Annotated in this window: 18 protein-coding genes; 14 read left to right on the top strand and 4 right to left on the bottom strand. The window is 67.2% G+C overall.

Features of this window, described 5'->3' with window-relative positions:
* Nucleotides 1-47 precede the first annotated feature (47 nt).
* Nucleotides 48-665 carry a type II secretion system protein N gene (locus D3H34_RS16135; protein WP_119554700.1) on the top strand — a complete coding sequence of 206 codons (618 nt, stop codon included), beginning with the start codon at nucleotides 48-50 and terminating at the stop codon, nucleotides 663-665.
* 36 nt (nucleotides 666-701) lie between these two features.
* Here the strand turns inward: D3H34_RS16135 and ilvA are convergent, their stop codons facing one another.
* Nucleotides 702-2,288: a threonine ammonia-lyase, biosynthetic gene (ilvA, locus tag D3H34_RS16130; protein ID WP_119554698.1), complete on the bottom strand. Its 1,587-nt coding sequence runs from the start codon at nucleotides 2,286-2,288 to the stop codon at nucleotides 702-704.
* Between the two features lie 263 nt (nucleotides 2,289-2,551).
* Between ilvA and D3H34_RS16125 the strand changes: the two genes are divergently transcribed.
* Entirely contained in the window at nucleotides 2,552-3,001 is a 450-nt protein-coding gene (locus D3H34_RS16125) for an OsmC family protein (RefSeq protein WP_012746235.1), read from the top strand.
* Between the two features lie 26 nt (nucleotides 3,002-3,027).
* Here D3H34_RS16125 and coq7 read toward each other — a convergent pair whose 3' ends face one another.
* Nucleotides 3,028-3,657: a 2-polyprenyl-3-methyl-6-methoxy-1,4-benzoquinone monooxygenase gene (gene coq7, locus D3H34_RS16120; RefSeq protein ID WP_119554696.1), complete on the bottom strand. Its 630-nt coding sequence runs from the start codon at nucleotides 3,655-3,657 to the stop codon at nucleotides 3,028-3,030.
* A gap of 282 nt (nucleotides 3,658-3,939) precedes the next feature.
* Here coq7 and D3H34_RS16115 point away from each other — a divergent pair, with 282 nt between their 5' ends.
* The 8 genes from D3H34_RS16115 to ygiD all read left to right on the top strand — a co-directional run bounded on the left by D3H34_RS16115 (nucleotide 3,940) and on the right by ygiD (nucleotide 13,464).
* Complete coding sequence (locus D3H34_RS16115; protein WP_119554694.1) at nucleotides 3,940-5,184, top strand: porin; 1,245 nt, start codon at nucleotides 3,940-3,942, stop codon at nucleotides 5,182-5,184.
* Nucleotides 5,185-5,369: 185 nt separating this feature from the next.
* Nucleotides 5,370-6,350 (top strand): ABC transporter permease, encoded by a 981-nt coding sequence (locus D3H34_RS16110; protein WP_119554692.1) that lies wholly within the window; start codon nucleotides 5,370-5,372, stop codon nucleotides 6,348-6,350.
* A gap of 1 nt (nucleotide 6,351) precedes the next feature.
* Nucleotides 6,352-7,626 carry a M20 aminoacylase family protein gene (locus D3H34_RS16105; RefSeq protein WP_119554690.1) on the top strand — a complete coding sequence of 425 codons (1,275 nt, stop codon included), beginning with the start codon at nucleotides 6,352-6,354 and terminating at the stop codon, nucleotides 7,624-7,626.
* Nucleotides 7,627-7,660: 34 nt separating this feature from the next.
* A complete protein-coding gene (locus tag D3H34_RS16100) occupies nucleotides 7,661-9,241 on the top strand; it encodes an ABC transporter substrate-binding protein (protein WP_119554689.1) in 1,581 nt (526 codons plus the stop codon).
* Between the two features lie 166 nt (nucleotides 9,242-9,407).
* Nucleotides 9,408-10,319, top strand: a complete 912-nt coding sequence (locus tag D3H34_RS16095) for an ABC transporter permease (protein ID WP_119554687.1) — start codon at nucleotides 9,408-9,410, stop codon at nucleotides 10,317-10,319.
* Nucleotides 10,320-10,332: 13 nt separating this feature from the next.
* On the top strand, nucleotides 10,333-11,403 hold the full coding sequence (locus tag D3H34_RS16090) for an ABC transporter ATP-binding protein (protein ID WP_119554685.1): 1,071 nt from the start codon (nucleotides 10,333-10,335) through the stop codon (nucleotides 11,401-11,403).
* Nucleotides 11,400-12,437 (top strand): ABC transporter ATP-binding protein, encoded by a 1,038-nt coding sequence (locus D3H34_RS16085; protein ID WP_119554683.1) that lies wholly within the window; start codon nucleotides 11,400-11,402, stop codon nucleotides 12,435-12,437. Before D3H34_RS16090 ends, D3H34_RS16085 begins: the two co-directional genes overlap by 4 nt.
* Before the next feature lie 106 nt (nucleotides 12,438-12,543).
* A complete protein-coding gene (gene ygiD, locus D3H34_RS16080; RefSeq protein WP_119554681.1) occupies nucleotides 12,544-13,464 on the top strand; it encodes a 4,5-DOPA-extradiol-dioxygenase in 921 nt (306 codons plus the stop codon).
* 21 nt (nucleotides 13,465-13,485) lie between these two features.
* Here ygiD and zwf read toward each other — a convergent pair whose 3' ends face one another.
* On the bottom strand, nucleotides 13,486-14,958 hold the full coding sequence (gene zwf, locus D3H34_RS16075) for a glucose-6-phosphate dehydrogenase (protein ID WP_119554679.1): 1,473 nt from the start codon (nucleotides 14,956-14,958) through the stop codon (nucleotides 13,486-13,488).
* Nucleotides 14,959-15,129: 171 nt separating this feature from the next.
* Between zwf and D3H34_RS16070 the strand changes: the two genes are divergently transcribed.
* From D3H34_RS16070 to D3H34_RS16055, 4 genes are read left to right on the top strand one after another with little or no spacing between them, the layout of a single operon-like run.
* Nucleotides 15,130-16,140, top strand: coding sequence for an ABC transporter substrate-binding protein (locus D3H34_RS16070; protein ID WP_119554677.1), 1,011 nt, complete (start codon nucleotides 15,130-15,132; stop codon nucleotides 16,138-16,140).
* Nucleotides 16,141-18,420: an ABC transporter permease gene (locus D3H34_RS16065; protein WP_205736734.1), complete on the top strand. Its 2,280-nt coding sequence runs from the start codon at nucleotides 16,141-16,143 to the stop codon at nucleotides 18,418-18,420. It begins immediately after the preceding gene.
* Nucleotides 18,421-18,475: 55 nt separating this feature from the next.
* Nucleotides 18,476-19,516: an ABC transporter ATP-binding protein gene (locus D3H34_RS16060; protein ID WP_119554675.1), complete on the top strand. Its 1,041-nt coding sequence runs from the start codon at nucleotides 18,476-18,478 to the stop codon at nucleotides 19,514-19,516.
* Nucleotides 19,517-19,528: 12 nt separating this feature from the next.
* Nucleotides 19,529-20,191 (top strand): HAD family hydrolase, encoded by a 663-nt coding sequence (locus tag D3H34_RS16055; RefSeq protein ID WP_119554673.1) that lies wholly within the window; start codon nucleotides 19,529-19,531, stop codon nucleotides 20,189-20,191.
* On the opposite strand, the gene D3H34_RS16050 is transcribed toward D3H34_RS16055, so the two are convergent.
* Complete coding sequence (locus tag D3H34_RS16050) at nucleotides 20,137-20,805, bottom strand: lipocalin family protein (protein ID WP_119554670.1); 669 nt, start codon at nucleotides 20,803-20,805, stop codon at nucleotides 20,137-20,139. The genes D3H34_RS16055 and D3H34_RS16050 overlap by 55 nt on opposite strands.
* Nucleotides 20,806-20,809 lie beyond the last annotated feature (4 nt).

Genomic DNA, 20,809 nt, shown 5'->3' with positions numbered 1-20,809 from the left:
TTGCGGGGACATGAGACGGTAGGCGCGCTGCATGATAATCCGCGGCCATGACAAGTCCTTACTCTGCGGCCCGCTGGCATGCCCCACTTGCAACGACGGGGCTTTGGGCGTTGGCCGCAGGCGCCGCGGTGTTCTGGGCGCTGCGACTGGCTTCGCCGGCCGACGCCGTGGCGGCAGCCGCCGCGATGCCGCGCGCACCGGTCGCGGCCGATGCCGAGGCGGTGGCCCGCTTGCTGGGCGTGGTCACGGTGACGTCCAACGCCCCCGTGGCGCCGGAGGCCGCGAGCCGCTTCGCGCTGTCGGGCGTGGTGGCGGACCCGTCGAACCAGGGGGCGGCGCTGATCTCCATCGATGGCAAGCCGCCGCGGCCGTTCCGCGTGGGCTCGAAGGTCGGCGAGAGCTATGTGCTGCAGTCGGTGGGTGTGCGGGCGGCCACGCTCGGTGTCCAGCTCAACGGGCCCGCGGCCTTCACGCTGCAACTGCCGGTGCGTGCGCCGCTGAGCATGGGGCTTCCGACGCAGCCCGCCGGCGTGCCGGTGGTTTCGTCACCTGCGCCGGCCGGGCCGTTGCCGGCCACGATGCCGGCGGTGGTGATGCCGCCGCAGCAGCAACAACCGTCGGCATCGGCGGAGCCACCACCGCAGGCCCAGGCCCCTGCGCAGTAAGCGCAGCGGCTTCTTTTTCTACTTTCTTCTCTTCTCTCAGGCCTGGAGGAACAGGCGGTAGGCCGGGTTGGCCGTTTCCTCGACGCAGGGGTAGCCCAGGGTTTCGAGGAAGCTGTCGAACGCGGCCGACTCTTCGGCCGGCACCTGCAGGCCCACGAGGATGCGTCCGTAGTCGGCGCCCTGGTTGCGGTAGTGGAACAGGCTGATGTTCCAGTTCGGCCGCATCAGGCTCAGGAACTTCAGCAACGCACCGGGACGCTCGGGGAACACGAAACGCAGCAGGCGCTCGTCGTGCGCCAGCCCCGTGCGGCCGCCCACCAGGTGGCGCAGATGCTCCTTGGCGAGTTCGTCGTGCGTGAGGTCGAGCGCGTCGAAGCCGTGTTCGATGAAGACATCCGCGATGGTGGTCGACTCGCCGCGCGCGGAGGTCGTGAGGCCGACGAACACGTGTGCCTTGGCGGCGTCGCTGATGCGGTAGTTGAACTCGGTCACGTTGCGCGGCGCGCCGCCCGCGGGCAGTTCGCTGATGAGTTCGCAGAAACGGCGGAAGCTGCCGCGCTCTTCGGGGATGGTCACGGCGAACAGCGCCTCGCGCTCCTCGCCGACCTCGGCCCGCTCGGCCACAAAGCGCAGCCGGTCGAAGTTCATGTTGGCACCGCACAGGATCGCCGCGTAGGTCTCGCCCTGGCGACCATGCTCGGCCGCGTACTGCTTGATGGCCGCCACGGCCAGTGCACCGGCCGGCTCGACGATGCTGCGCGTATCGACGAACACGTCCTTGATGGCGGCGCACACGGCATCGGTGTCGACCGAGATGTAGCCGTCGACCAGGTTCTGCGCGATGCGGAAGGTTTCCTCGCCGACCAGCTTGACGGCCGTGCCGTCGGAGAACAGTCCCACGTCGGGCAGGTTCACGCGCTGGTGCGCGGCGACCGATTGCATCATGGCGTCCGAGTCGTTCATCTGAACGCCGATCACCTTGACCTCGGGCCGCACCGCCTTGATGTAGTTGGCCACGCCGGAGATCAGCCCGCCGCCGCCGATCGCCACGAACACCGCATCGAGCGGTCCCTGGTGCTGGCGCAGGATTTCCATGGCGATGGTGCCCTGGCCCGCGATGACGTCGGGGTCGTCGAACGGGTGCACGAAGGTCAGGTTCTGCTGCGTCTGCAATTCGAGCGCATGCAGGTAGGCGTCGGAATAGCTGTCGCCGTGCAGCACGATCTCGCCGCCGAAACCACGCACGGCATCGATCTTCACTTGCGGGGTGGTCACGGGCATCACGATCACCGCGCGTGTGCCGAGCTTGCGTGCACCGAGCGCCACGCCTTGCGCATGATTGCCGGCCGATGCGCAAATCACACCGCTCGCCAATTGCGCCTTGCTCAAGTGCGCCATCTTGTTATAGGCACCGCGCAGTTTGAAACTGAAGACGGGTTGCTGGTCTTCGCGCTTGAGCAGCACGGTATTGCCGAGCCGCTCGCTGAGCGCGCGCGCCTTCTCCAGCGCTGACTCCACTGCGACGTCATAGACCCGCGCGTTGAGGATTTTTCTGAGGTAGTCGGCGGGCGTGAGCGCCAGGGCGGATGCGTCGGGCACGGCTTTTTCCAGGGGAGTGTTCATGAGCAAGCCGACGATGATAAGAGGCTCGGGTGCAGGGGCGCGCACAAAGAAAAAAGCCCCGAGTCTTGCGACTCGGGGCTAAATCCACCAATTGGAAGGGTGGAGGAGACAACTCGGTGCACACCATGAAGTGCGCAGCAATGAAATAGAGTATACCCACCCTTTGTTGCGACGCAACAAGCAGGCGACGCTTTTCCCACACACAACCCGATGTTGGCGTGCACTTTTGCGCACCAATTCACCCCAATTGGAAATGAAACACCATGGAATGCACAGTTAGTTGGACCGGTGATGCAGGCACCCGATCGGCCATGGGCTTCGTGGCCGAGACCGGCAGCGGCCATGTCCTGATGATGGACGGTGCTCCGGATGCGGCCAAGCCCGAGAACGGCGGCCAGAACCTGGCTGCGAGGCCGATGGAGACGGTGCTCGCGGGCACCGGAGGCTGCACGGCCTATGACGTGGTGCTCATATTGAAGAGGGGGCGTCATCGCGTCGAGCGCTGCAGTGTCAAGCTGACCAGCGAGCGCGCGGAAAAGGATCCTAAGGTCTTTACGAAGATCCACATGCACTTCACCGTGGCGGGCAAGGGAATTCCGGCCGCCGCTGTGGAGCGGGCGATCGCTCTGAGCCATGAAACCTATTGCTCGGCCAGCATCATGCTGGCGAAGACCGCGGAAATCACGACCAGCTTCGACCTGATCGAGACCTGAAAACGCCGCGTGGCGGCGTCTGAGGCCTAAATGCGGTGCGCGACGGTCGTCATGACCCGCGATGCCAGGCGCATCAGGGCCTTGGCCGGAGCAGGCAACTCCGCCGCGCCTGCGTCGACGGCTTGTGTCGCATGGCGAGCTTCGTCGATCTTCATCTGCTCGACCACGGCGCGGGAGGCGTGATCGGTCGGCGGCAGGCGGCCCAGGTGGCTTTCAAGGTGCGCTTCCACCTGGCGCTCGGTTTCAGCGACAAAGCCGAGACTCAAGGGATCGCCCAGGCGCCCGGCGATCAGGCCGAGGCCGAAGGCGCCTGCATACCAGAGCGGATTCAGGATGGACGGGCGGGCACCCAGATCGTCCAGCCGTTGGCGGGTCCAGGCCAGATGATCGGTTTCTTCATGCGCGGCTTCCAGGAAGTGGGCGCGCAAAGCCGGGTCGCTGGCCACGGCGGCCTGGGCGGTGTACAGCGCCTGTGCGCACACTTCGCCGACGTGGTTCACGCGCATCAATGCGCCGGCTTCGCGGCGTTCCGATTCGCTCAATTCACCTTGCGGTTGGATCGCAGGAGGAAGCGCTCGAGTGGCGTGAGATCGGGCAAAAAGCGTGCGCAAAGCCGCGTCGGCGGCAGTCAGGGCTGGGTCGAGCAAGGCGGTCATGCGCCTATTTGAACCCACCTGCCGGACGATGCAAGGCGGCCACATTTTGTTTCACATCGTGGTAAGGCGGCCTGTCTAAGTCCTTTGTTGCACGACTGCAACGAAACACACGGGGCTTCCCACATTTAGGGCGATTTGTTTTGCCCTGCCGCATCGGCTCTGGTGCAATAGCAACAACTTCCCAAAAGGAGGTTGGCCCGGGGTCCGGTGGGAGCACAAAAGTGCCAGTCACGGTGAGCCCTTCGCACCGGAGCCCTATGTTTAACCTTGGAGAAACTTGCAATGAAAAAATCTCTAGTTGCTCTGGCTGCCCTGGCTGTCGCCGGTGTTGCCTCGGCTCAGTCGTCCGTCACGCTGTTCGGTGTGGTCGACGCGTCGATCAGCGGCTACTCGTCCACCTCGCGTGACCTGAACGGCGCCACGTTCCTGAACCCGTTCTATCTGAACAAGGGCAGCGTCAAGGCAAGCCGTCGTGAACTGGCTAACTCGGGCTACAACTCCAGCCGTCTGGGCTTCCGTGGTACGGAAGACCTCGGTGGTGGCCTGGCAGCCAGCTTCTGGCTCGAAGCTCCGATCAAGAACGACGACGGTTCTGAAGGTGTTGCAACGTTCGCACGTCGCTCGACCGTGAGCCTGTCCGGCGGTTTCGGTGAAATCCGTCTGGGCCGTGACTACACCCCGACGTTCTGGAACGACACCGTGTTCGATCCGTTCGGCACCAACGGTGTTGGCACCAACCTGATCTCGACGGCCAACGGCGGCTTCGGCGGCTTCGGTTCGCCCGCAGCTTCGGTCGGTTCGTTCACCAACGTTGGCACGAGCAACTACGTCCGCGCTAGCAACACCATCGGCTACTTCCTGCCGCCGAACCTGGGTGGTTTCTACGGTCAAGTGCAGTACGGCTTCGCTGAGAAGACCAAGTACAGCCCTGGCCTGGCAACGCCTGATGTGGCTAACAGCCAGCGTCAAGGTCGTTACGTCGGCGGCCGCTTCGGCTACGCCAACGGCCCCCTGGACGTTGCTCTGGCTTACGGCAGCAGCACCGTGGGTGACCAGTTCTACGTTGGCACGACCACCAAGGTCAACACGCTGAACCTGGGCGCTTCGTACGACTTCGGTCCCGTGAAGCTGTTCGGTGAACTGTCGCGCGCCAAGAACAAGATTGACTACGAAGTCACTCCGTTCGCTGGTGGCCGTCCCGACATCGACCTGACCGGTTACCTGCTCGGCGTGACCGTGCCGGTCGGTGCTGGCCTGATCCGCGCTTCGTACTCGAGCGTCAAGTACGACCTGAACCAGCCTGACGTGCTGTTCCAGCCGCGCGTGGCTGACCCGAAGGCCAACAAGCTGGCTATCGGCTACGTGCACAACCTGTCGAAGCGCACGGCTCTGTACGCTACCGTTGCTCGCGTGAGCAACAAGAACGGTGCAGCTCTGACCGTCGGCGGCCCGGCTTTCGTGACCACGGGTGGCTTCACCCCGAAGACCTCGACCGGCTACGACTTCGGTATCCGTCACGCTTTCTAATTTGATGCTGGCGTAAGCCAGCTTCGAATCGAAAGACTGAAAGCCACCCGGCGCAAGCCGGGTGGCTTTTTCTTTTTGGGGCGCGCGTGTTCTCACTCGTAAAAATTGCGCCTCCACCCCCGGGGAACCCCCGTGCGGGCACGCTGTTTGCACTGCTAGCATGCCGCGATCACTTTTGTTGCTGAATGACTGCCTTTGTACTGCGCCGCCTGATCCAGGCCGTGATCGTCATGATCGCGGTTGCGTTCATTGCCTTCCTCCTCTTTCAATATGTCGGCGACCCGGTGGTGTTCCTGCTGGGGCAGGACGCCAAGCCCGACCAGATCCGCGAAATGCGCGCCGCATTGGGGCTCGACCGACCCTTCTTCGTGCAGTTCTGGCACTTCCTCGTCAACGCTGCACAGGGCGAATTCGGGCTGAGCCTGCGTCAAGGTGCCAAGGTGTCGCGTCTGATCGGCGAACGCTTCCCGGCCACGCTCGAACTGGCGCTCGTGGCCGCATTGCTGGCCCTGCTGATCGGCATTCCGATGGGTGTGTACACCGCCCTGCGCCGTGGCTCCTTCATGAGCCAGGTGTTCATGACCGTGTCGCTGCTCGGCGTGTCGCTGCCCACCTTCCTGATCGGCATCCTGCTGATCCTCGTCTTCGCCGTGACGCTGGGCTGGTTCCCGAGCTTCGGGCGCGGCGACACCGTGCAGTTCGGCTGGTGGACCAGCGGTCTCTTCAAAGCCGACGGCTGGCATCACATCGTGCTGCCGGCGGTGACGCTGGCGATCTTCCAGCTCACGCTGATCATGCGGCTGGTGCGCGCTGAGATGCTCGAGGTGCTGCGCACCGACTACATCAAGTTCGCGCGTGCACGGGGCCTGTCGAACCGCGCGATCCACTTCGGTCACGCGCTCAAGAACACGCTGGTGCCAGTCATGACGATTACCGGCCTGCAGCTCGGCGGCCTGATCGCCTTCGCGATCATCACCGAGTCGGTGTTCCAGTGGCCCGGCATGGGCCTGCTCTTCATCCAGGCCGTGACCTTCGCGGACATCCCGGTGATGGCTGCCTACCTGTGCTTGATCGCGCTGATCTTCGTGGTGATCAACCTCGTGGTCGACCTGTTGTACTTCGTTGTCGATCCGCGGCTGCGCGTGGGCAAGGCGGGAGGCCATTGAGGTGACCACCGCAACAGCTGCCGCAACGCCGCGTCTGCAGGCCTCCGGCCGGGCCTTCGCGCACATCGCCAGCTTCTATCCCGAGATCACGGCCTTTCGCCGTGACCTGCACGCCAACCCCGAGCTCGGCTTCGAAGAGGTCTACACCTCAGGCCGCGTGCGCGAGGCGTTGCGTGCCTGCGGCGTGGACGAGGTCCACGAAGGCATCGGCAAGACCGGCGTGGTGGGCGTCATCCGCGGCAAGTCGACGGCCAGCGGCCGCATGATCGGCCTGCGCGCCGACATGGACGCGCTGCCCATGCGCGAGGACAACGACTTCGGCTGGCGCTCCGCTCACGACGGCCTGATGCACGGCTGCGGCCACGATGGCCACACCGCCATGCTGGTCGGCGCCGCGCGCTACCTGGCCGAGACGCGCGACTTCGACGGTACCGCTGTGCTGATCTTCCAGCCGGGCGAAGAAGGCCTGGCCGGTGCACGCGTGATGATCGAAGACGGCCTGTTCGATCGCTTTCCAGTGAATGCCGTGTATGCGATGCACAACTGGCCCGCGATGCCGGCCGGTACCGTGGGCATCAACCGCGGTGCCATGATGGCCGCGGCCGACCGCGTGACCATCGAGATCAAGGGCAAGGGCGGCCACGGCGCGCATGCCTACCAGACCATCGACCCGGTGGTGGTCGCCGCGCACATCATCACCGCGGCCCAGACCATCGTGTCGCGCAGTGTGCGTCCCATCGATGCGGCGGTCGTCAGCATCTGCGCGGTGCAGGCCGGCGACCTGGGCGCGATGAGCGTGATCCCGGGCGAAGCCACGCTGGTCGGCACGGTGCGCACCTTCAGTGCGCGCGTGCAGGCCCAGGTCGAGCAGCGCCTGAGCGAGCTGTGCACGGCCATCGCCAGTGGGTTCGGTGCCACCGCCACCATCAAGTACGAGCGCATCTACCCGGCCACCATCAACACCGCGCCCGAAGCGATGTTCGCGGCCGACGTGGCGCAGGCGCTGGTCGGTGCGAAGAACGTCGATCGCAACATGGAGCCCAGCATGGGCGCGGAAGACTTCTCCTTCATGCTGCAGAAGAAGGCCGGCGCTTATCTGCGCATCGGCCAAGACGTGCGTCACGGCGCCTTCCTGCACAACAGTCGCTACGACTTCAACGACGAGATCCTGCCGCTGGGCGCCGCATTGCATGCGGGCCTGATCGAGCAGGGCATGCCGCTTGCCGCCACCCGCGGTACGCAGCCAGAGCAAGCAGCCGCCACCGCGGCGTCTTGATGTGTTTTTTGATCCCAACCCGAGGAGTGTTCCCATGAGTTTCAAGAAGAAGGCGGCCGCGGTCGCAGCCCTGTGCGCCCTGAGCGCTGCCAGCATGGTCGCGAGCGCGCAGACCATCCGGATCGCGAACCAGGGCGATGCCCTGTCGCTCGATCCGCACTCGCTCAACGAGTCGCTGCAACTGAGCGTCACCGCCAACGTCTATGAAACTCTCGTGGGCCGCAACAAGGACTTGAGCCTGGCGCCGCTGCTGGCCACGAGCTGGAAGCAGACTTCGCCGAACGTGTGGCGCTTCGAGCTGCGCAAGGGCGTCGTGTTCCATGACGGCACGCCGTTCTCCGCCGACGACGTGGTCTTCAGCTTCGCGCGCGCGCAGGGCGACGGCTCCGACATGAAGGCCACGCTCAGCGACATCAAGGCCGTGCGCAAGGTCGGTGACCTCGCCGTCGAGATCGAGACCAACGGCCCGTTCCCCATCCTGCCCGACGTGATCTCGCTCACGATGATCATGAGCAAGAAGTGGTGCGAGGAGAACCAGGCCACCAAGCCGGTCGACCGTCGCAAGGGCATCGAGAACACGGCCTCGTTCAAGGCCAACGGCACCGGCCCGTTCCGCGTGCGCGAGCGCCAGCCGAACGTGCGCACGGTGTTCACGCGCAACGGCACCTACTGGGGCAAGATCGACGGCAACGCGCAAGAGGTTGTCTTCACGCCCATCGCCAACCCCGCGACCCGCGTGGCCGCGCTGGTCTCCGGCGAAGTCGACGTGATGGAGCCTGTGCCCGTGCAGGACATCGCGCGCATCAACGCCGCGCCCAACGCCCGCGTCATCACCGGCCCCGAGATGCGCACCATCTTCCTGGGCATGGACCAGAAGCGCGACGAGCTGCAGTACTCGAACGTGAAGGGCAAGAACCCGTTCAAGGACAAGCGTGTCCGACAGGCCTTCTACCAGGCCATCGACATCGCCGGCATCCAGCGCACCGTGATGCGCGGTGCCTCCAAGCCCACCGCGCTGCTCGTCGGCCCAGGCATCAACGGCTGGAGCGCGGACCAGGACAAGCGCCTTCCCTTCGACGTCGATGCCGCCAAGAAGCTGCTGACCGAAGCCGGCTACCCGAACGGCTTCGAGGTGTCGATGAACTGCCCGAACGACCGCTACGTGAACGACGGCCAGATCTGCCAGAGCGTGGCCGCCAACCTGGCGAAGATCGGCGTGAAGATCAACCTCGTGGCCGAGACCAAGGGCACCTACTTCCCGAAGGTGCTGCGCCGCGACACCAGCTTCTACATGCTGGGATGGACGCCGACCACCTACGACTCGCACAACGCACTGAGCTCGCTGACCTCCTGCCCCGACGACAAGGGCACCGGCCAGTTCAACCTGGGCGCCTACTGCAACCCGAAGCTGGACGAGCTGACCAAGAAGATCCAGTCCGAGTCGGACAAGGCCAAGCGCAACGAGATGATCAAGGAAGCCTTCAAGATCCACTCGGACGACGTCGGCCACCTGCCGCTGCATCAGCAGTCGCTGGCCTGGGGCGTGAGCAAGAAGGTCGAGCTGGTGCAACTGGCCGACAACTTCATGTACTTCAAGTGGATGAGCATCAAGTAAATCGACCGTGGGCCGCTGCCTGAGCGGCCCGACCATGGGCCCGCTTCTTGCGGGCCCATTCTTTTTCCGCTTGCCTCACGATGAGAAATAACCCCCACGCTCCCCTTGCTGCGCAAGGTCCGCTGCCCCCCGAGGGGGCCGCTTTTCATCTTGGGGCGGCCCGACGATGAAAACAACCCTTGCCCGCTGGCTCGACAGCGACGTCGGCTACAGCTTTCGCACCTCGCCGGTCGCGATCGCCGCCGCCGTCATTGCGCTGGTGTGCGTCTTCTGTTCGGTGTTTGCCGGATGGGTGTCGCCGCACAATCCCTTCGACCTCGCCACCCTTGAACTCGGCGACGCACGCCTGCCGCCGGCCTGGAGTGCCGAAGGCTCCACCAAGTACCTGCTCGGCACCGACGACCAGGGCCGCGACATCCTCTCGGCCGTGATCTACGGCGCGCGCATCTCGCTGATCGTCGGCGTGGTGTCGGTGGTGCTGTCGGTCGCCGTCGGCGTGGTGCTCGGCCTGCTGGCCGGCTTCTTCGGCGGCTGGCTCGACTCCTTCCTCATGCGCGTGTGCGACGTGATGCTGTCGTTCCCGCCGATCCTGGTGGCGCTGCTCATCGCCGGCGTCGGTCGCGCGCTCTTCCCGAGTGCGCACGAATCGCTGGCCTTCGGCGTGCTGATCATTTCGATCTCGCTCACGGGCTGGGTGCAGTACGCGCGCACGGTGCGCGGCTCCACGCTGGTGGAGCGCAACAAGGAATACGTGCAGGCCGCGCGCGTGACCGGCGTGGCACCGCTGCGCATCATGCTGCGTCACGTGCTGCCGAACGTGATGGGGCCGGTGATGGTGCTGGCCACCATCCAGGTCGCGACCGCGATCATCACCGAGGCCACGCTGTCCTTCCTGGGCGTCGGCGTGCCGCCGACCTCGCCGTCGCTGGGCACGCTCATCAGCATCGGCAACCAGTACCTGTTTTCCGGCGAATGGTGGATCACGGTGTTCCCGGGCCTGATGCTGGTGCTCATTGCACTCAGCGTGAACCTGCTCGGCGACTGGCTGCGCGACGCATTGAATCCGCGTCTGCGATGAGAAAGAGAACGCCATGAGCTTGTTGCAAGTCAAAGACCTCGTCGTCGAATTCCCCAACCGCCGCGGCACGCTGCGCGCGCTCGACCGCATTTCCTTCGACATCGCGCCCGGAGAAATCCTCGGCGTGGTGGGCGAATCGGGCGCGGGCAAGTCGCTCACGGGCGCGGCCATCATCGGCCTGCTCGAACCGCCGGGCCGCGTGGCCGGCGGCGAGATCGTGCTCGAGGGCCAGCGCATCGACAACCTCGGCTTCGAGGCGATGCGCCCCATCCGCGGCCGCAAGATCGGCGCGATCTTCCAGGATCCGCTGACCTCGCTGAACCCGCTGTACACCGTGGGCCGGCAACTGGTCGAGACCATTCGCACCCATTTGCCCGTGACCGAGGCCGAGGCACGCAAGCGCGCCATCGGCCTGCTGCAGGACACCGGCATTCCTGCCGCCGAGCAGCGCATCGACCACTTTCCGCACCAGTTCTCGGGCGGCATGCGCCAGCGCGTGGTGATTGCCCTGGCACTCGCCGCCGAGCCCAAGCTCATCGTGGCCGACGAACCGACCACCGCGCTCGACGTGTCGATCCAGGCGCAGATCATCCAGCTGCTCAAGCAGGTCTGCAAGGAACGCGGCGCGGCAGTGATGCTCATCACGCACGACATGGGCGTGATCGCAGAGACCTGCGATCGCGTGGCCGTGATGTACGCCGGCCGCATCGCCGAGATCGGCCCGGTGCACGAGGTGATCCATCAGCCTGCACACCCCTACACCTCGGGCCTGATGGCGTCGATTCCCGACATGACCAGCGACCGCGAACGGCTCAACCAGATCGACGGCGCCATGCCGCGGCTCAACGCCATTCCGACCGGCTGTGCCTACAACCCGCGCTGCCCGCGTACCTTCGCGCGCTGCCTGACCGAACGTCCCGAGTTGATGCACGCGGGCGCCACGCGCGCCGCCTGCTGGCTGCACGACGCCGCCGACCCGCATGCGGGGCAGGCCGAGATCGCCGCGAAACATCACGACGCGCTGGCAGGGGGCGAGCGCGCCACGCCCGAAGCGGCCGAACCCCTCGCGGAGGTGATCCGATGAGTGCCGTGATCGAACCCCGCAAGGATGCACCGGCAACGGCCGGCGAACCGCTCGTGGTCGCGCACGACCTCGCGCGCACCTTTGACGTGTCGCCGCCCTGGCTCAACCGCGTGCTCGAACGCAAGCCGCGCGTGCTGCTGCACGCGGTCGACGGCGTGAGCTTCTCCATCGAGCGCGGCAAGACGCTGGCGCTGGTCGGCGAATCGGGCTGTGGCAAGAGTACCGTGGCACGGTTGCTGGTCGGGCTGTACGCGCCGACGCGCGGCGGCCTGCAGTTCGACGGGCAGGACGCGCACGCCGCGTTCAAGACACCCGAAGGCCGGCAGCTGCGCCGCCGCATCCAGATGATCTTCCAGGACCCCTACGCGAGCCTCAACCCGCGCTGGATCGTCGAGGACATCATCGGCGAGCCGCTGCGCGAGCACGGCATCCTGAGCGACAAGGCCGCGCTGCGCGCGCGCGTGGGCGAACTGCTGCAGTCGGTCGGCCTTTCGCCGCTGGACATGAGCAAGTACCCGCACCAGTTCTCGGGCGGCCAGCGCCAGCGCATCTCCATTGCGCGCGCGCTCGCCACGCAGCCCGAGTTCCTCGTGTGCGACGAGCCCACCTCGGCGCTCGACGTGAGCGTGCAGGCGCAGGTGCTCAACATCATGAAAGACCTGCAGCGCGAGCAGGGCCTGACCTACCTCTTCATCTCGCACAACCTCGCGGTGGTGCGCCACGTGGCCGACCAGGTCGGGGTGATGTACCTGGGCCGACTGGTCGAGGTGGCGGACAAGCAGAAGCTCTTCGAGGCGCCGCAGCATCCGTACACGCGCATGCTGCTCGATGCGATCCCGCAGATGAAGCACACCGGCCGCGCCCGCACGCCGGTGCAGGGCGAGGTGCCGAATCCGCTGAACCCGCCGACCGGCTGCGCCTTTCATCCGCGCTGCCCGCACGCCAATGCGCGCTGCTCGTCGGAGCGGCCGAAGCTGTCGAGCCTGAAGGGCGTGCAGGTGGCCTGCCATGCGGTGGAGGAAGGCCGGATCTGACGGTCGTTCGTGTACGCGGACGGGAGAGATGGACTGAAGTGTGCGTAAAGGCACCGCCGCGCTGCTGGACATGAGGCAGAGTCCGGCGGTTGTCCCGAACGAAACCATGACACCTCCGACGATCCCTTCCCCTTGGGCGACCCGCCTGCTCGGCCGCCGCGGCTTCCTCATGGGCTCGGCGCTGGGCGCGACGGCCGCGCTGGCGTCGATGGCCGAGATCGCGCAGGCGGCCGGCGCTTCACCTGCGCGCCGTATGCCCGTCATCTTCATCGGCCACGGTTCGCCGATGAATGCGCTCGCGGACAACGCCTTCACGCGCCGCCTCGCTGCCTGGGGCCGCGAGCTGCCGCGCCCGACGGCCATCCTCAGCGTGTCGGCGCACTGGCTCAGTCGGGGCGCGACCGGTGTCACGGTGCAGACGCGGCCCAAGACGATCCACGATTTCGGTGGCTTTCCGCAGGCGCTGTTCGACATCGAATACCCGGCGCCGGGCCATCCCGCGCTCGCGCGCGAAGCGGTTGGCGCCGTCAAGCAAACGCCGGTGATCGCCACCGAGCAATGGGGGGTGGACCACGGCACCTGGACCGTGCTGAAGCACCTGTATCCGAAGGCCGACGTGCCGGTCTTCCAGCTGAGCATCGACTACGACAAGCCGGCGGCCTTCCACCATGCGGTGGGGCGCGACCTCGCGGCGTTGCGCGACCAGGGCGTGCTCGTGATGGGCAGCGGCAACGTGGTCCACAACCTGCGCGCCACCGACCGCGGCACGCCCGACGGGTTGAAGGCCAGCCGCCCCTGGGCGCAGTCTTTCGACGATGCGGTGAAGGCCGCGCTGGCCGGCCGCGATGACCGCGCGCTCATCGGCTATGAAAAGCTCGAAGGGGCGTCGATCGCCGTGGCCACGCCGGACCACTACTTTCCCTTCCTGTATGCCCTGGGCGCCGCGGCGCCGGGCGAGCGTGCGAAGACGGTCTACGAAGGCTTCCAGTCGGGCACGCTCGGCATGCGCTGTCTTCAGTTCGGCTGACGCCAGCGCAGTCCCGGCGTTCTACTGTTCTTCGCCCCAGGCGAAGCCGTCGCGCGCGATCATGGCGCTCGACGCGCTGGGGCCCCAGGTGCCGGCCGCATAGGGGCGCGGGCCGCCGTCGGATTCCCAGGAGTCGATGAGCGGCTCGACCCAGCGCCAGGCTTCTTCCTGCTCGTCACTGCGCACGAACAGGTTGAGGCGGCCGTCGATCACGTCGAGCAGCAGGCGTTCGTAGGCGCCCACGCGCTCGGCGCCGAAGCGCTTGTCGAAGTCGAGGTCGAGCTGCACCGGCGCCAGTTGGGCGGCACTGGCGTGGCCGTTGCCGCCGCGCTGGCGGTTGTCCTGCGCCTGCGCGAGCATGTGCAGTTCCAGGCCGTCCTTCGGCTGCAGGTTGATCACCAGCTTGTTGACGTTGCCCGCGGGCGCGCGGTAGATCGCGTGCGGCGTGGGGCGGAAGTTGACCTCGATGCGCGCGTCGCGCGAGGCCAGCCGCTTGCCGGTGCGGATGTAGAAGGGCACGCCGGCCCAGCGCCAGTTGGCGATCTCGGTGCGCAGTGCCACGAAGGTTTCGGTGCGGCTTTCGGGCGGCACGCCGGGCTCGTCGCGGTAGCCCGGCACGCGTTCGCCATAGGCCGTGCCGGCCGTGTACTGGCCGCGCACCGCGTGCAGGCCGAGCGTCTCGGGCGTCCAGGGCTTGAGCGCGCGCAGCACCTTGAGCTTTTCGTCGCGGATGGCGTCGGCGTGCGCGTTGATCGGCGGCTCCATGGCCACGGCGCACAGCAGCTGCAGCGCGTGGTTCTGCACCATGTCGCGCAGCGCGCCGGTCTGGTCGTAGAAGGCGCCGCGCTTTTCCACGCCCAGGTCCTCGGCCATGGTGATCTGGATGTTGGCGATGTGCTCGCGGCGCCAGATGGGCTCGAACAGCGCGTTGCCGAAGCGCATCGCGAACAGGTTCTGCACCGAGGGCTTGCCCAGGTAGTGGTCGATGCGGAAGATCTGCCGCTCCTCGAGCACCTTGCCCACGGCGCTGTTGATGGCGCGGTTGGAGGCCAGGTCGTGGCCCAGCGGCTTCTCGAGCACGACGCGGGTGCGCGGGCCGTTGAGCCCGGCGGCGGCGATCTGCTCGACCACCTGGGTGAAGAGTGCGGGCGCGGTGGCCACGTACATCACGACCGTCTTGGCATCGCGCTGCTTCAGCAGCTCGGCCAGGCTCGCGTAGTCGGCGGGCTTGGACAGGTCCATGCGCAGGTAGTGCAGCATGGACGCGAACTTCTTGAACTCCTCGGGCGAGGGGCGCTTGGCGCCCTCGACGGCGCTGAAGCGCGACTGGATCAGCTCGCGGTACTGGTCGTCCGACAGGTCGTCGCGCGCGACGCCGACGATGCGTCCGTCCTGCGGCAGGCTGCCGTGCCTGAAGGCCTGGAACAGCGCGGGCATCAGCTTGCGCCACGCAAGGTCGCCAGTACCGCCGAACAGAACGAGATCGAAGCTCATGAGAACACTTTCCTTTGTCTGAGTGCCGGGCAGGCCATCTGCCTGGAAGCGTCCGGGCATCGCGGGACGCCAGTCGCGATGGTACTTCTACCGATTCGGCACACCTGTACTAAAGCTACGCTGCCCCATGGCCGCGAGGCCTTTTTTTATTGCCGAGGCAGGGGAATACCAATGAAGAAGCTTTTCACGGCAGCCGCGCTGCTGGGTCTGTCGGCCGCCGCATCGGCGCAGACCGTCAACGTCATCTGCTCGGTGCAGGCCGAGTGGTGCAACGTCATCTCGACCGTGTACGCGCGCACCACGGGCGTGCGGATCAACATGGCGCTCAAGGGCTCGGGCGAGGCGCTGGCCCAGCTCATCGCCGAGAAGGACAACCCCAAGACCGACGTCTGGTTCGGCGGCACGGGCGATCCGCACCTGCAGGCGGCCGAGCAGGGCCTCACGCTCGAATACAAGTCGCCCACGCTGCCGCAGCTGCATGCCTGGGCGCAGCAGCAGGCCAAGCAGTCGGGCTACAAGACCGTGGGCATCTACTCCGGCCCGCTGGGCTTCGGCTACAACCCCGAGCTGCTCGCCAAGAAGAAGCTGCCCGTGCCCAAGACCTGGGCCGACCTGCTCAAGCCCGAATACAAGGGCGACATCCAGGTGGCCAACCCCGCATCGAGCGGCACGGCCTACACCATGATCGCGACGCTGGTGCAGCTCATGGGCGAGGACAAGGCCTTCGACTACCTCAAGGCGCTGCACAAGAACGTGGGTCAGTACACCCGTTCGGGCACCGGCCCGATCAAGGCGGTGGCGCGCGGCGAAACGGCCGTGTCGATCAGCTTCGTGCATGACGGCCCGGGCGAGAAGATGCAGGGCTTCCCGGTCGAGACCATCACGCCCGCCGACGGCACCGGCGCGGAGATCGGCTCCATGAGCATCATCAAGGGCGCGCGCAACCTCGACGCCGCCAAGAAGTTCTACGAATGGGCGCTGACGCCTGCCGCGCAGGAGCTGGGTGCCGCCAACAAGCAGTTCCAGCTGCCGAGCAACGCCACCGCCAAGCTCGACCCGCGCATTCCTGACTTCAAGAAGATCAAGTTCATCAACTACGACTACGCCAAGTACGGCGCCAGTGCCGAGCGCCGCCGCCTGATCGCGCGCTGGGAAAAAGACGTCAATTCGCTGCCGCGCTAAGTGGAAGCGCGCGCTATCGACGCTGCCGGCGCGCCGGCCAATCCTGCGTCTCTCGCCGCCGCGCGGCGTGCCCGGCGCTGGATCTGGGCCTGGGTCGCGCTGGGCTTCGCGGCCTACCTCGTGTTGCCCTGGTATGCGATCCAGGATGCGACCTGGTACGAAGCCGTTCCGCAGGTCTTCGGGCAGGCGGAGGGCGCCAACGGCCTGATGCAGGCGGCCACGCAAGGCCGCAGCTGGCTCTTCATCGGGCTGGCCGGGCTGGTGCTGTGCGCCGTGGGCGCGGCCTTGCCGGCCGGCAAGGCGCAGGGGCGCTGGCTGCTGGCGGGCGGCGCGATCGGCGCCATCGGCCTGGCCGTGGCGGGCTTCACCATCGGGGCGCGGGGCTGGAGCGTTGCCGCGCTCAACACGCAGTTCGGCGAGCTGGCCGTCAACCAGTTCGGCATCGGCGCGGGCGGCTTCGTGGCGCTCACGGCGCTCACGTTGCTGGCGGCCTTCGGCATCGCGCGGCTGGGCCTGTTCAAGGGTGACCTCTTCGTGGCGGCCGCGGTGGTCGGCTGCGGCGTGCTGATGGCGTTGTTCATCGCCTATCCGGTGAGCCGGGCGCTGTCGGGCGCCTTCTTCAACGAAGACGGGCAGTGGTCGATTTCGGCCTTCGTGGCGCGCGTGTTCACCGAGCGCATCTGGGGCCTGGGCTGCCTGTCGGGCGGGGTGCGCTGCGGCGTGGCCTGGAACACGCTGGTGCTGGCGCTGCTCACGGCGGCCGGCACCACCTTCCTGGGCACGCTGATGGCGCTGATGGCCGAGCGTGGCAGCCGGCGCGGGCAGGGCGTGCTGCGGGTGCTGGCGCTGTTGCCGATCATCACGCCGCCCTTCGTCGTCGGCCTGGGCCTGATCCTGCTGTTCGGCCGCGCGGGCATCGTCAACCAGGTGCTCGAAAGCCTGTTCGGCATCGAGCCGACGCGCTGGTTCTACGGCATGCCGGGCGTGCTGGTGGCGCAACTCTTCGCCTTCACGCCCATCGCCTTCATGATCATGCGCGGCGTGGTGCAGGGCATCGCGCCCAGCCTGGAAGAAGCCGCGCAGATGCTGCGCGCCGACCGGCGCCGCGCCTTCTTCACCGTGACGCTGCCGCTGCTCAAGCCCGGGCTGGCCAACGCCTTCCTCGTCGGCTTCATCGAGAGCATTGCCGACTTCGGCAACCCGGTGGTGGTGGGCGGCCAGTTCTCGGTGCTGTCGACCGACATCTTCTTTGCCATCGTCGGCGCACAGTACGACCAGGGCCGTGCGGCCTCGCTGGCCTGGGTGCTCACGCTGTTCGCGCTCGGCGTGTTCGCATTGCAGCGCGGCCTGCTGGGCAAGCAGAACTACACCACCGTGAGCGGCAAGGGCGATGCCGGCATCGCGATGCCGCTGCCCGACGGCGTGCGCCGCACCATCCAGTGCATCGCGCTGCCGTGGATCGCCTTCACCGCCGTGGTCTACCTGTTCGCCTTCGCGGGCGGTTTCGTGCAGACCTGGGGGCGCGACTACAGCTTCACGCTCAACCATTTCAAGAGCGCCTTCGCGCTGGAGTGGGGCCAGTTCGGGCTGGTGTGGGCCGGCACCGCGTGGAACTCGCTGATCACCACGCTCAAGCTGGCCGGTATCTCGGCGCCGATCACCGCGGCGCTGGGCCTGCTGATCGCGTGGCTGCTGGCGCGCAACGAGTTCAAGGGCCAGGGCGCCTTCGAGTTCGGCGCGCTGCTGGCCTTCGCCATCCCGGGCACGGTGCTCGGCGTGAGCTACATCCTGGCCTTCAACGTCCCGCCCTTCGAACTCACGGGCACGGGGCTCATCATCGTGCTGTGCTTCATGTTCCGGAACCTGCCGGTGGGCGTGCGCGCGGGCACGGCGGCCTTCAAGCAGCTCGACCGCTCGCTCGACGAAGCTTCGCTGATGCTGCGCGCCTCGACCTCGCAGACCTTGTTCAAGGTGGTGCTGCCGCTGCTCAAGCCGGCGCTGGTGGCGGCGCTGGTCTACAGCTTCGTGCGCGCCATGACGACCGTGAGCGCGGTGATCTTCCTGGTCACGGCCGAGAACGAACTGGCCACCACCTACATCATCGGCCGCGTCGGCAACGGCGACTACGGCATTGCGCTGGCGTACTGCACGGTGCTCATGGTGCTGATGTCGCTGGCCATCGCGCTGGTGCAGTTCGTGGTGGGGGAGCGCAAGCTGGGCAGACGCGGGGCGACGCCTTCGCATCAGGGACATCACAAAATGGAAAACCTCTCGGCATGAGCCGCCGGGCCGCTCCCAAGGCGAATATCGAAGTGCGGAGCACGGAGACAACTCAATGAACGGCATCGAATTCCGCAACGTCACCAAGCGCTACGGCACCGACACGAACGGCCCGATGGCCGTCAAGGGCATCAGCTTCGAGGTGCCCGTGGGCACGCTCACCACCATCCTCGGCCCCTCGGGCTGCGGCAAGACGACCACGCTGCGCATGATCGCGGGGCTCGAGTCGCCGACCTCGGGGTCGATCTTCATGGGCGGGCGCGACGTCACCACGCTGGGGCCGGGCGAGCGCAACGTGAGCATGATGTTCCAGAGCTACGCGCTTTTTCCGCACATGAACGTGATCGAGAACGTGGGCTACGGCCTGCGCATGAGCGGCGTGAAGAAGGACGAGGCCACGGTCCGCGCGCGCGAGGCGCTCAAGGGCGTGGGCCTGGTCGGCTTCGACGAGCGGCTGCCCAGCGAGCTGTCGGGCGGGCAGCAGCAGCGCGTGGCACTGGCGCGCGCGCTGGTGCTGGAGCCAGCGGTGCTGTTGTTCGACGAGCCGCTGTCCAACCTCGATGCCCGCCTGCGACGCGAAATGCGCGAGGAGATCCGCGCGCTGCAGCAGCGGCTGAAGCTCACCGTGGCCTACGTGACGCACGACCAGAGCGAGGCGCTGGCCGTGAGCGACCAGATCATCGTGATGGACCACGGCGTGATCGCCCAGCGCGGCACGCCCGAGCAGCTGTACGGCCGGCCCGAGAGCGAGTTCGTCGCCGGCTTCATGGGCGAGGCGATGGTGTTCCCGGCCGTGGCGCAGGCCGACGGCAGCGTCACGCTCGGCCCGCTGCGGCTGCAGCCGCGTTACGCGGTGGCGCCGGGTACGGTGAAGGTGGCGGTGCGGCCCGAGGCGTGGGAGATCGGCGCGGCCGACGGGGTGCCCGCCACGCTGCGCAAGGCCGCCTACCTCGGCAGCTTCTACGAATACGGCTTCGACACCACGCTGGGGCCGGTCTTCGTGGTCTCGACCGACCTGTCGCGGCCGCTGGCCGCCGGCACGCAGACGACTCTGTCGCTCGGAACCCATGGCGTGAGCGTGGTGCCCGGCGCATGAAACAATGGCGCCATGAACGTGGTTTTCGATCTTGGCGCCGTGCTGTTCGCCTGGGAGCCGACACGGCTGGTCCAGGCCCATCTTCCCTCTCACGCCCCCACTGAATCCGCTGCCGCGGCCTTGGGCCGGGCGCTTTTCCATCACGACGACTGGACCGGCTTCGACTGCGGCACCCGCACGCTGGACGATGCCATCGCCCGCATGTCGGCCCGGCTGGCCTTGCCGCCCGAGCCGCTGCACACCATGCTCGACGGACTGGGCGAGCGGCTGGAGCCGATCGCCGTCACGGTCGACATGCTTGAACAGCTCATCGCCCAGCGGGACGCCGGCCAGCCGCTGCGCCTGTACTACCTGTCGAACATGCCCGCGCCCTACGCCCGCGCGCTCGAGCGTCGGCACGCTTTCATGCGTCGCTTCGACGGCGGCGTGTTCTCGGCCGACGTCAAGTTCCTCAAGCCGGAGCGCGAGATCTATGAAGTGCTGGCCATGCGCCACGGCCTCGACCCCGAGCAGACCGTGTTCATCGACGACTCGGCCCCCAACGTCGAGATGGCCCGTGCCTTCGGGTGGCACGCCATCCATTGCACCGCGCCGGCCATGCTGCCGTCGCAGCTGCAGCGCTACCTGCCGGTGAGCACCACCTTGTCGGTGTCGAACCCCAGGCTGCGGGCGTAGTCCAGCTCGGCCTGCAGGGCGTCGTCCTCCAGGCGCGGCGCGCGCGACAGCACCCAGAGGTACTCGCGGTCGGGCGTGCCGACCAGCGCCACCTGGTAGTCGCGGTCGAGCTTCAGGATCCAGTAGTCGCCCCACACCAGCGGCAGCCAGCCCATCCAGGCGGGCGCGAAGCGCACCTGCAGCCGGCCCGCACCGGGCTGGCCCGCCACGGGCACCACCCGCGCACTGCCGATCGCCTCGTCGAAGTTGCCGTCGGCGCGCACGCAGCGGTTGCGCACCTGCACGCTGCCGTCGGGCTGCGGTGTGTATTCGGCGGTGACCGGGCCGGTGCACTGTTTCTGGAAGCGGTTGGGCAGGCGCGCCTGCTCGTGCCAGATGCCGGCGTAGCGGTGCAGGTCGACCGGCGCCACCACCTGCAGCGGCGCGCGCATCAGCGGGGCGCCGTCGGCCGGGCCGGCGGGTTGGGCGCGGGCCGTGCGCGCGGCACCCAGCGCCAGCCAGGCGGCCACGCCGCCCACCACGAAGGCCGTGGCCATGGCGCCGATGGCATGGCTGGTGCGGTGGTCGTCGAAGGGGCGGTCGACGGGGGCGGGGCGCGGATGGCGAAGGGTCATGGGG

The sequence above is a fragment of the Acidovorax cavernicola genome (assembly GCF_003581445.1).
This window is presented reverse-complemented; position numbering and strand designations above follow the sequence as displayed.

Coding starts and splice junctions, on each gene's coding strand:
- D3H34_RS16135 (WP_119554700.1), top strand. CDS start 48: ATGACAAGTCCTTACTCTGCGGCCCGCTGGCATGCCCCACTTGCAACG.
- ilvA (WP_119554698.1), bottom strand. CDS start 2,288: ATGAACACTCCCCTGGAAAAAGCCGTGCCCGACGCATCCGCCCTGGCG.
- D3H34_RS16125 (WP_012746235.1), top strand. CDS start 2,552: ATGGAATGCACAGTTAGTTGGACCGGTGATGCAGGCACCCGATCGGCC.
- coq7 (WP_119554696.1), bottom strand. CDS start 3,657: ATGACCGCCTTGCTCGACCCAGCCCTGACTGCCGCCGACGCGGCTTTG.
- D3H34_RS16115 (WP_119554694.1), top strand. CDS start 3,940: ATGAAAAAATCTCTAGTTGCTCTGGCTGCCCTGGCTGTCGCCGGTGTT.
- D3H34_RS16110 (WP_119554692.1), top strand. CDS start 5,370: ATGACTGCCTTTGTACTGCGCCGCCTGATCCAGGCCGTGATCGTCATG.
- D3H34_RS16100 (WP_119554689.1), top strand. CDS start 7,661: ATGAGTTTCAAGAAGAAGGCGGCCGCGGTCGCAGCCCTGTGCGCCCTG.
- D3H34_RS16095 (WP_119554687.1), top strand. CDS start 9,408: ATGAAAACAACCCTTGCCCGCTGGCTCGACAGCGACGTCGGCTACAGC.
- D3H34_RS16090 (WP_119554685.1), top strand. CDS start 10,333: ATGAGCTTGTTGCAAGTCAAAGACCTCGTCGTCGAATTCCCCAACCGC.
- D3H34_RS16085 (WP_119554683.1), top strand. CDS start 11,400: ATGAGTGCCGTGATCGAACCCCGCAAGGATGCACCGGCAACGGCCGGC.
- ygiD (WP_119554681.1), top strand. CDS start 12,544: ATGACACCTCCGACGATCCCTTCCCCTTGGGCGACCCGCCTGCTCGGC.
- zwf (WP_119554679.1), bottom strand. CDS start 14,958: ATGAGCTTCGATCTCGTTCTGTTCGGCGGTACTGGCGACCTTGCGTGG.
- D3H34_RS16070 (WP_119554677.1), top strand. CDS start 15,130: ATGAAGAAGCTTTTCACGGCAGCCGCGCTGCTGGGTCTGTCGGCCGCC.
- D3H34_RS16060 (WP_119554675.1), top strand. CDS start 18,476: ATGAACGGCATCGAATTCCGCAACGTCACCAAGCGCTACGGCACCGAC.
- D3H34_RS16055 (WP_119554673.1), top strand. CDS start 19,529: ATGAACGTGGTTTTCGATCTTGGCGCCGTGCTGTTCGCCTGGGAGCCG.
- D3H34_RS16050 (WP_119554670.1), bottom strand. CDS start 20,805: ATGACCCTTCGCCATCCGCGCCCCGCCCCCGTCGACCGCCCCTTCGAC.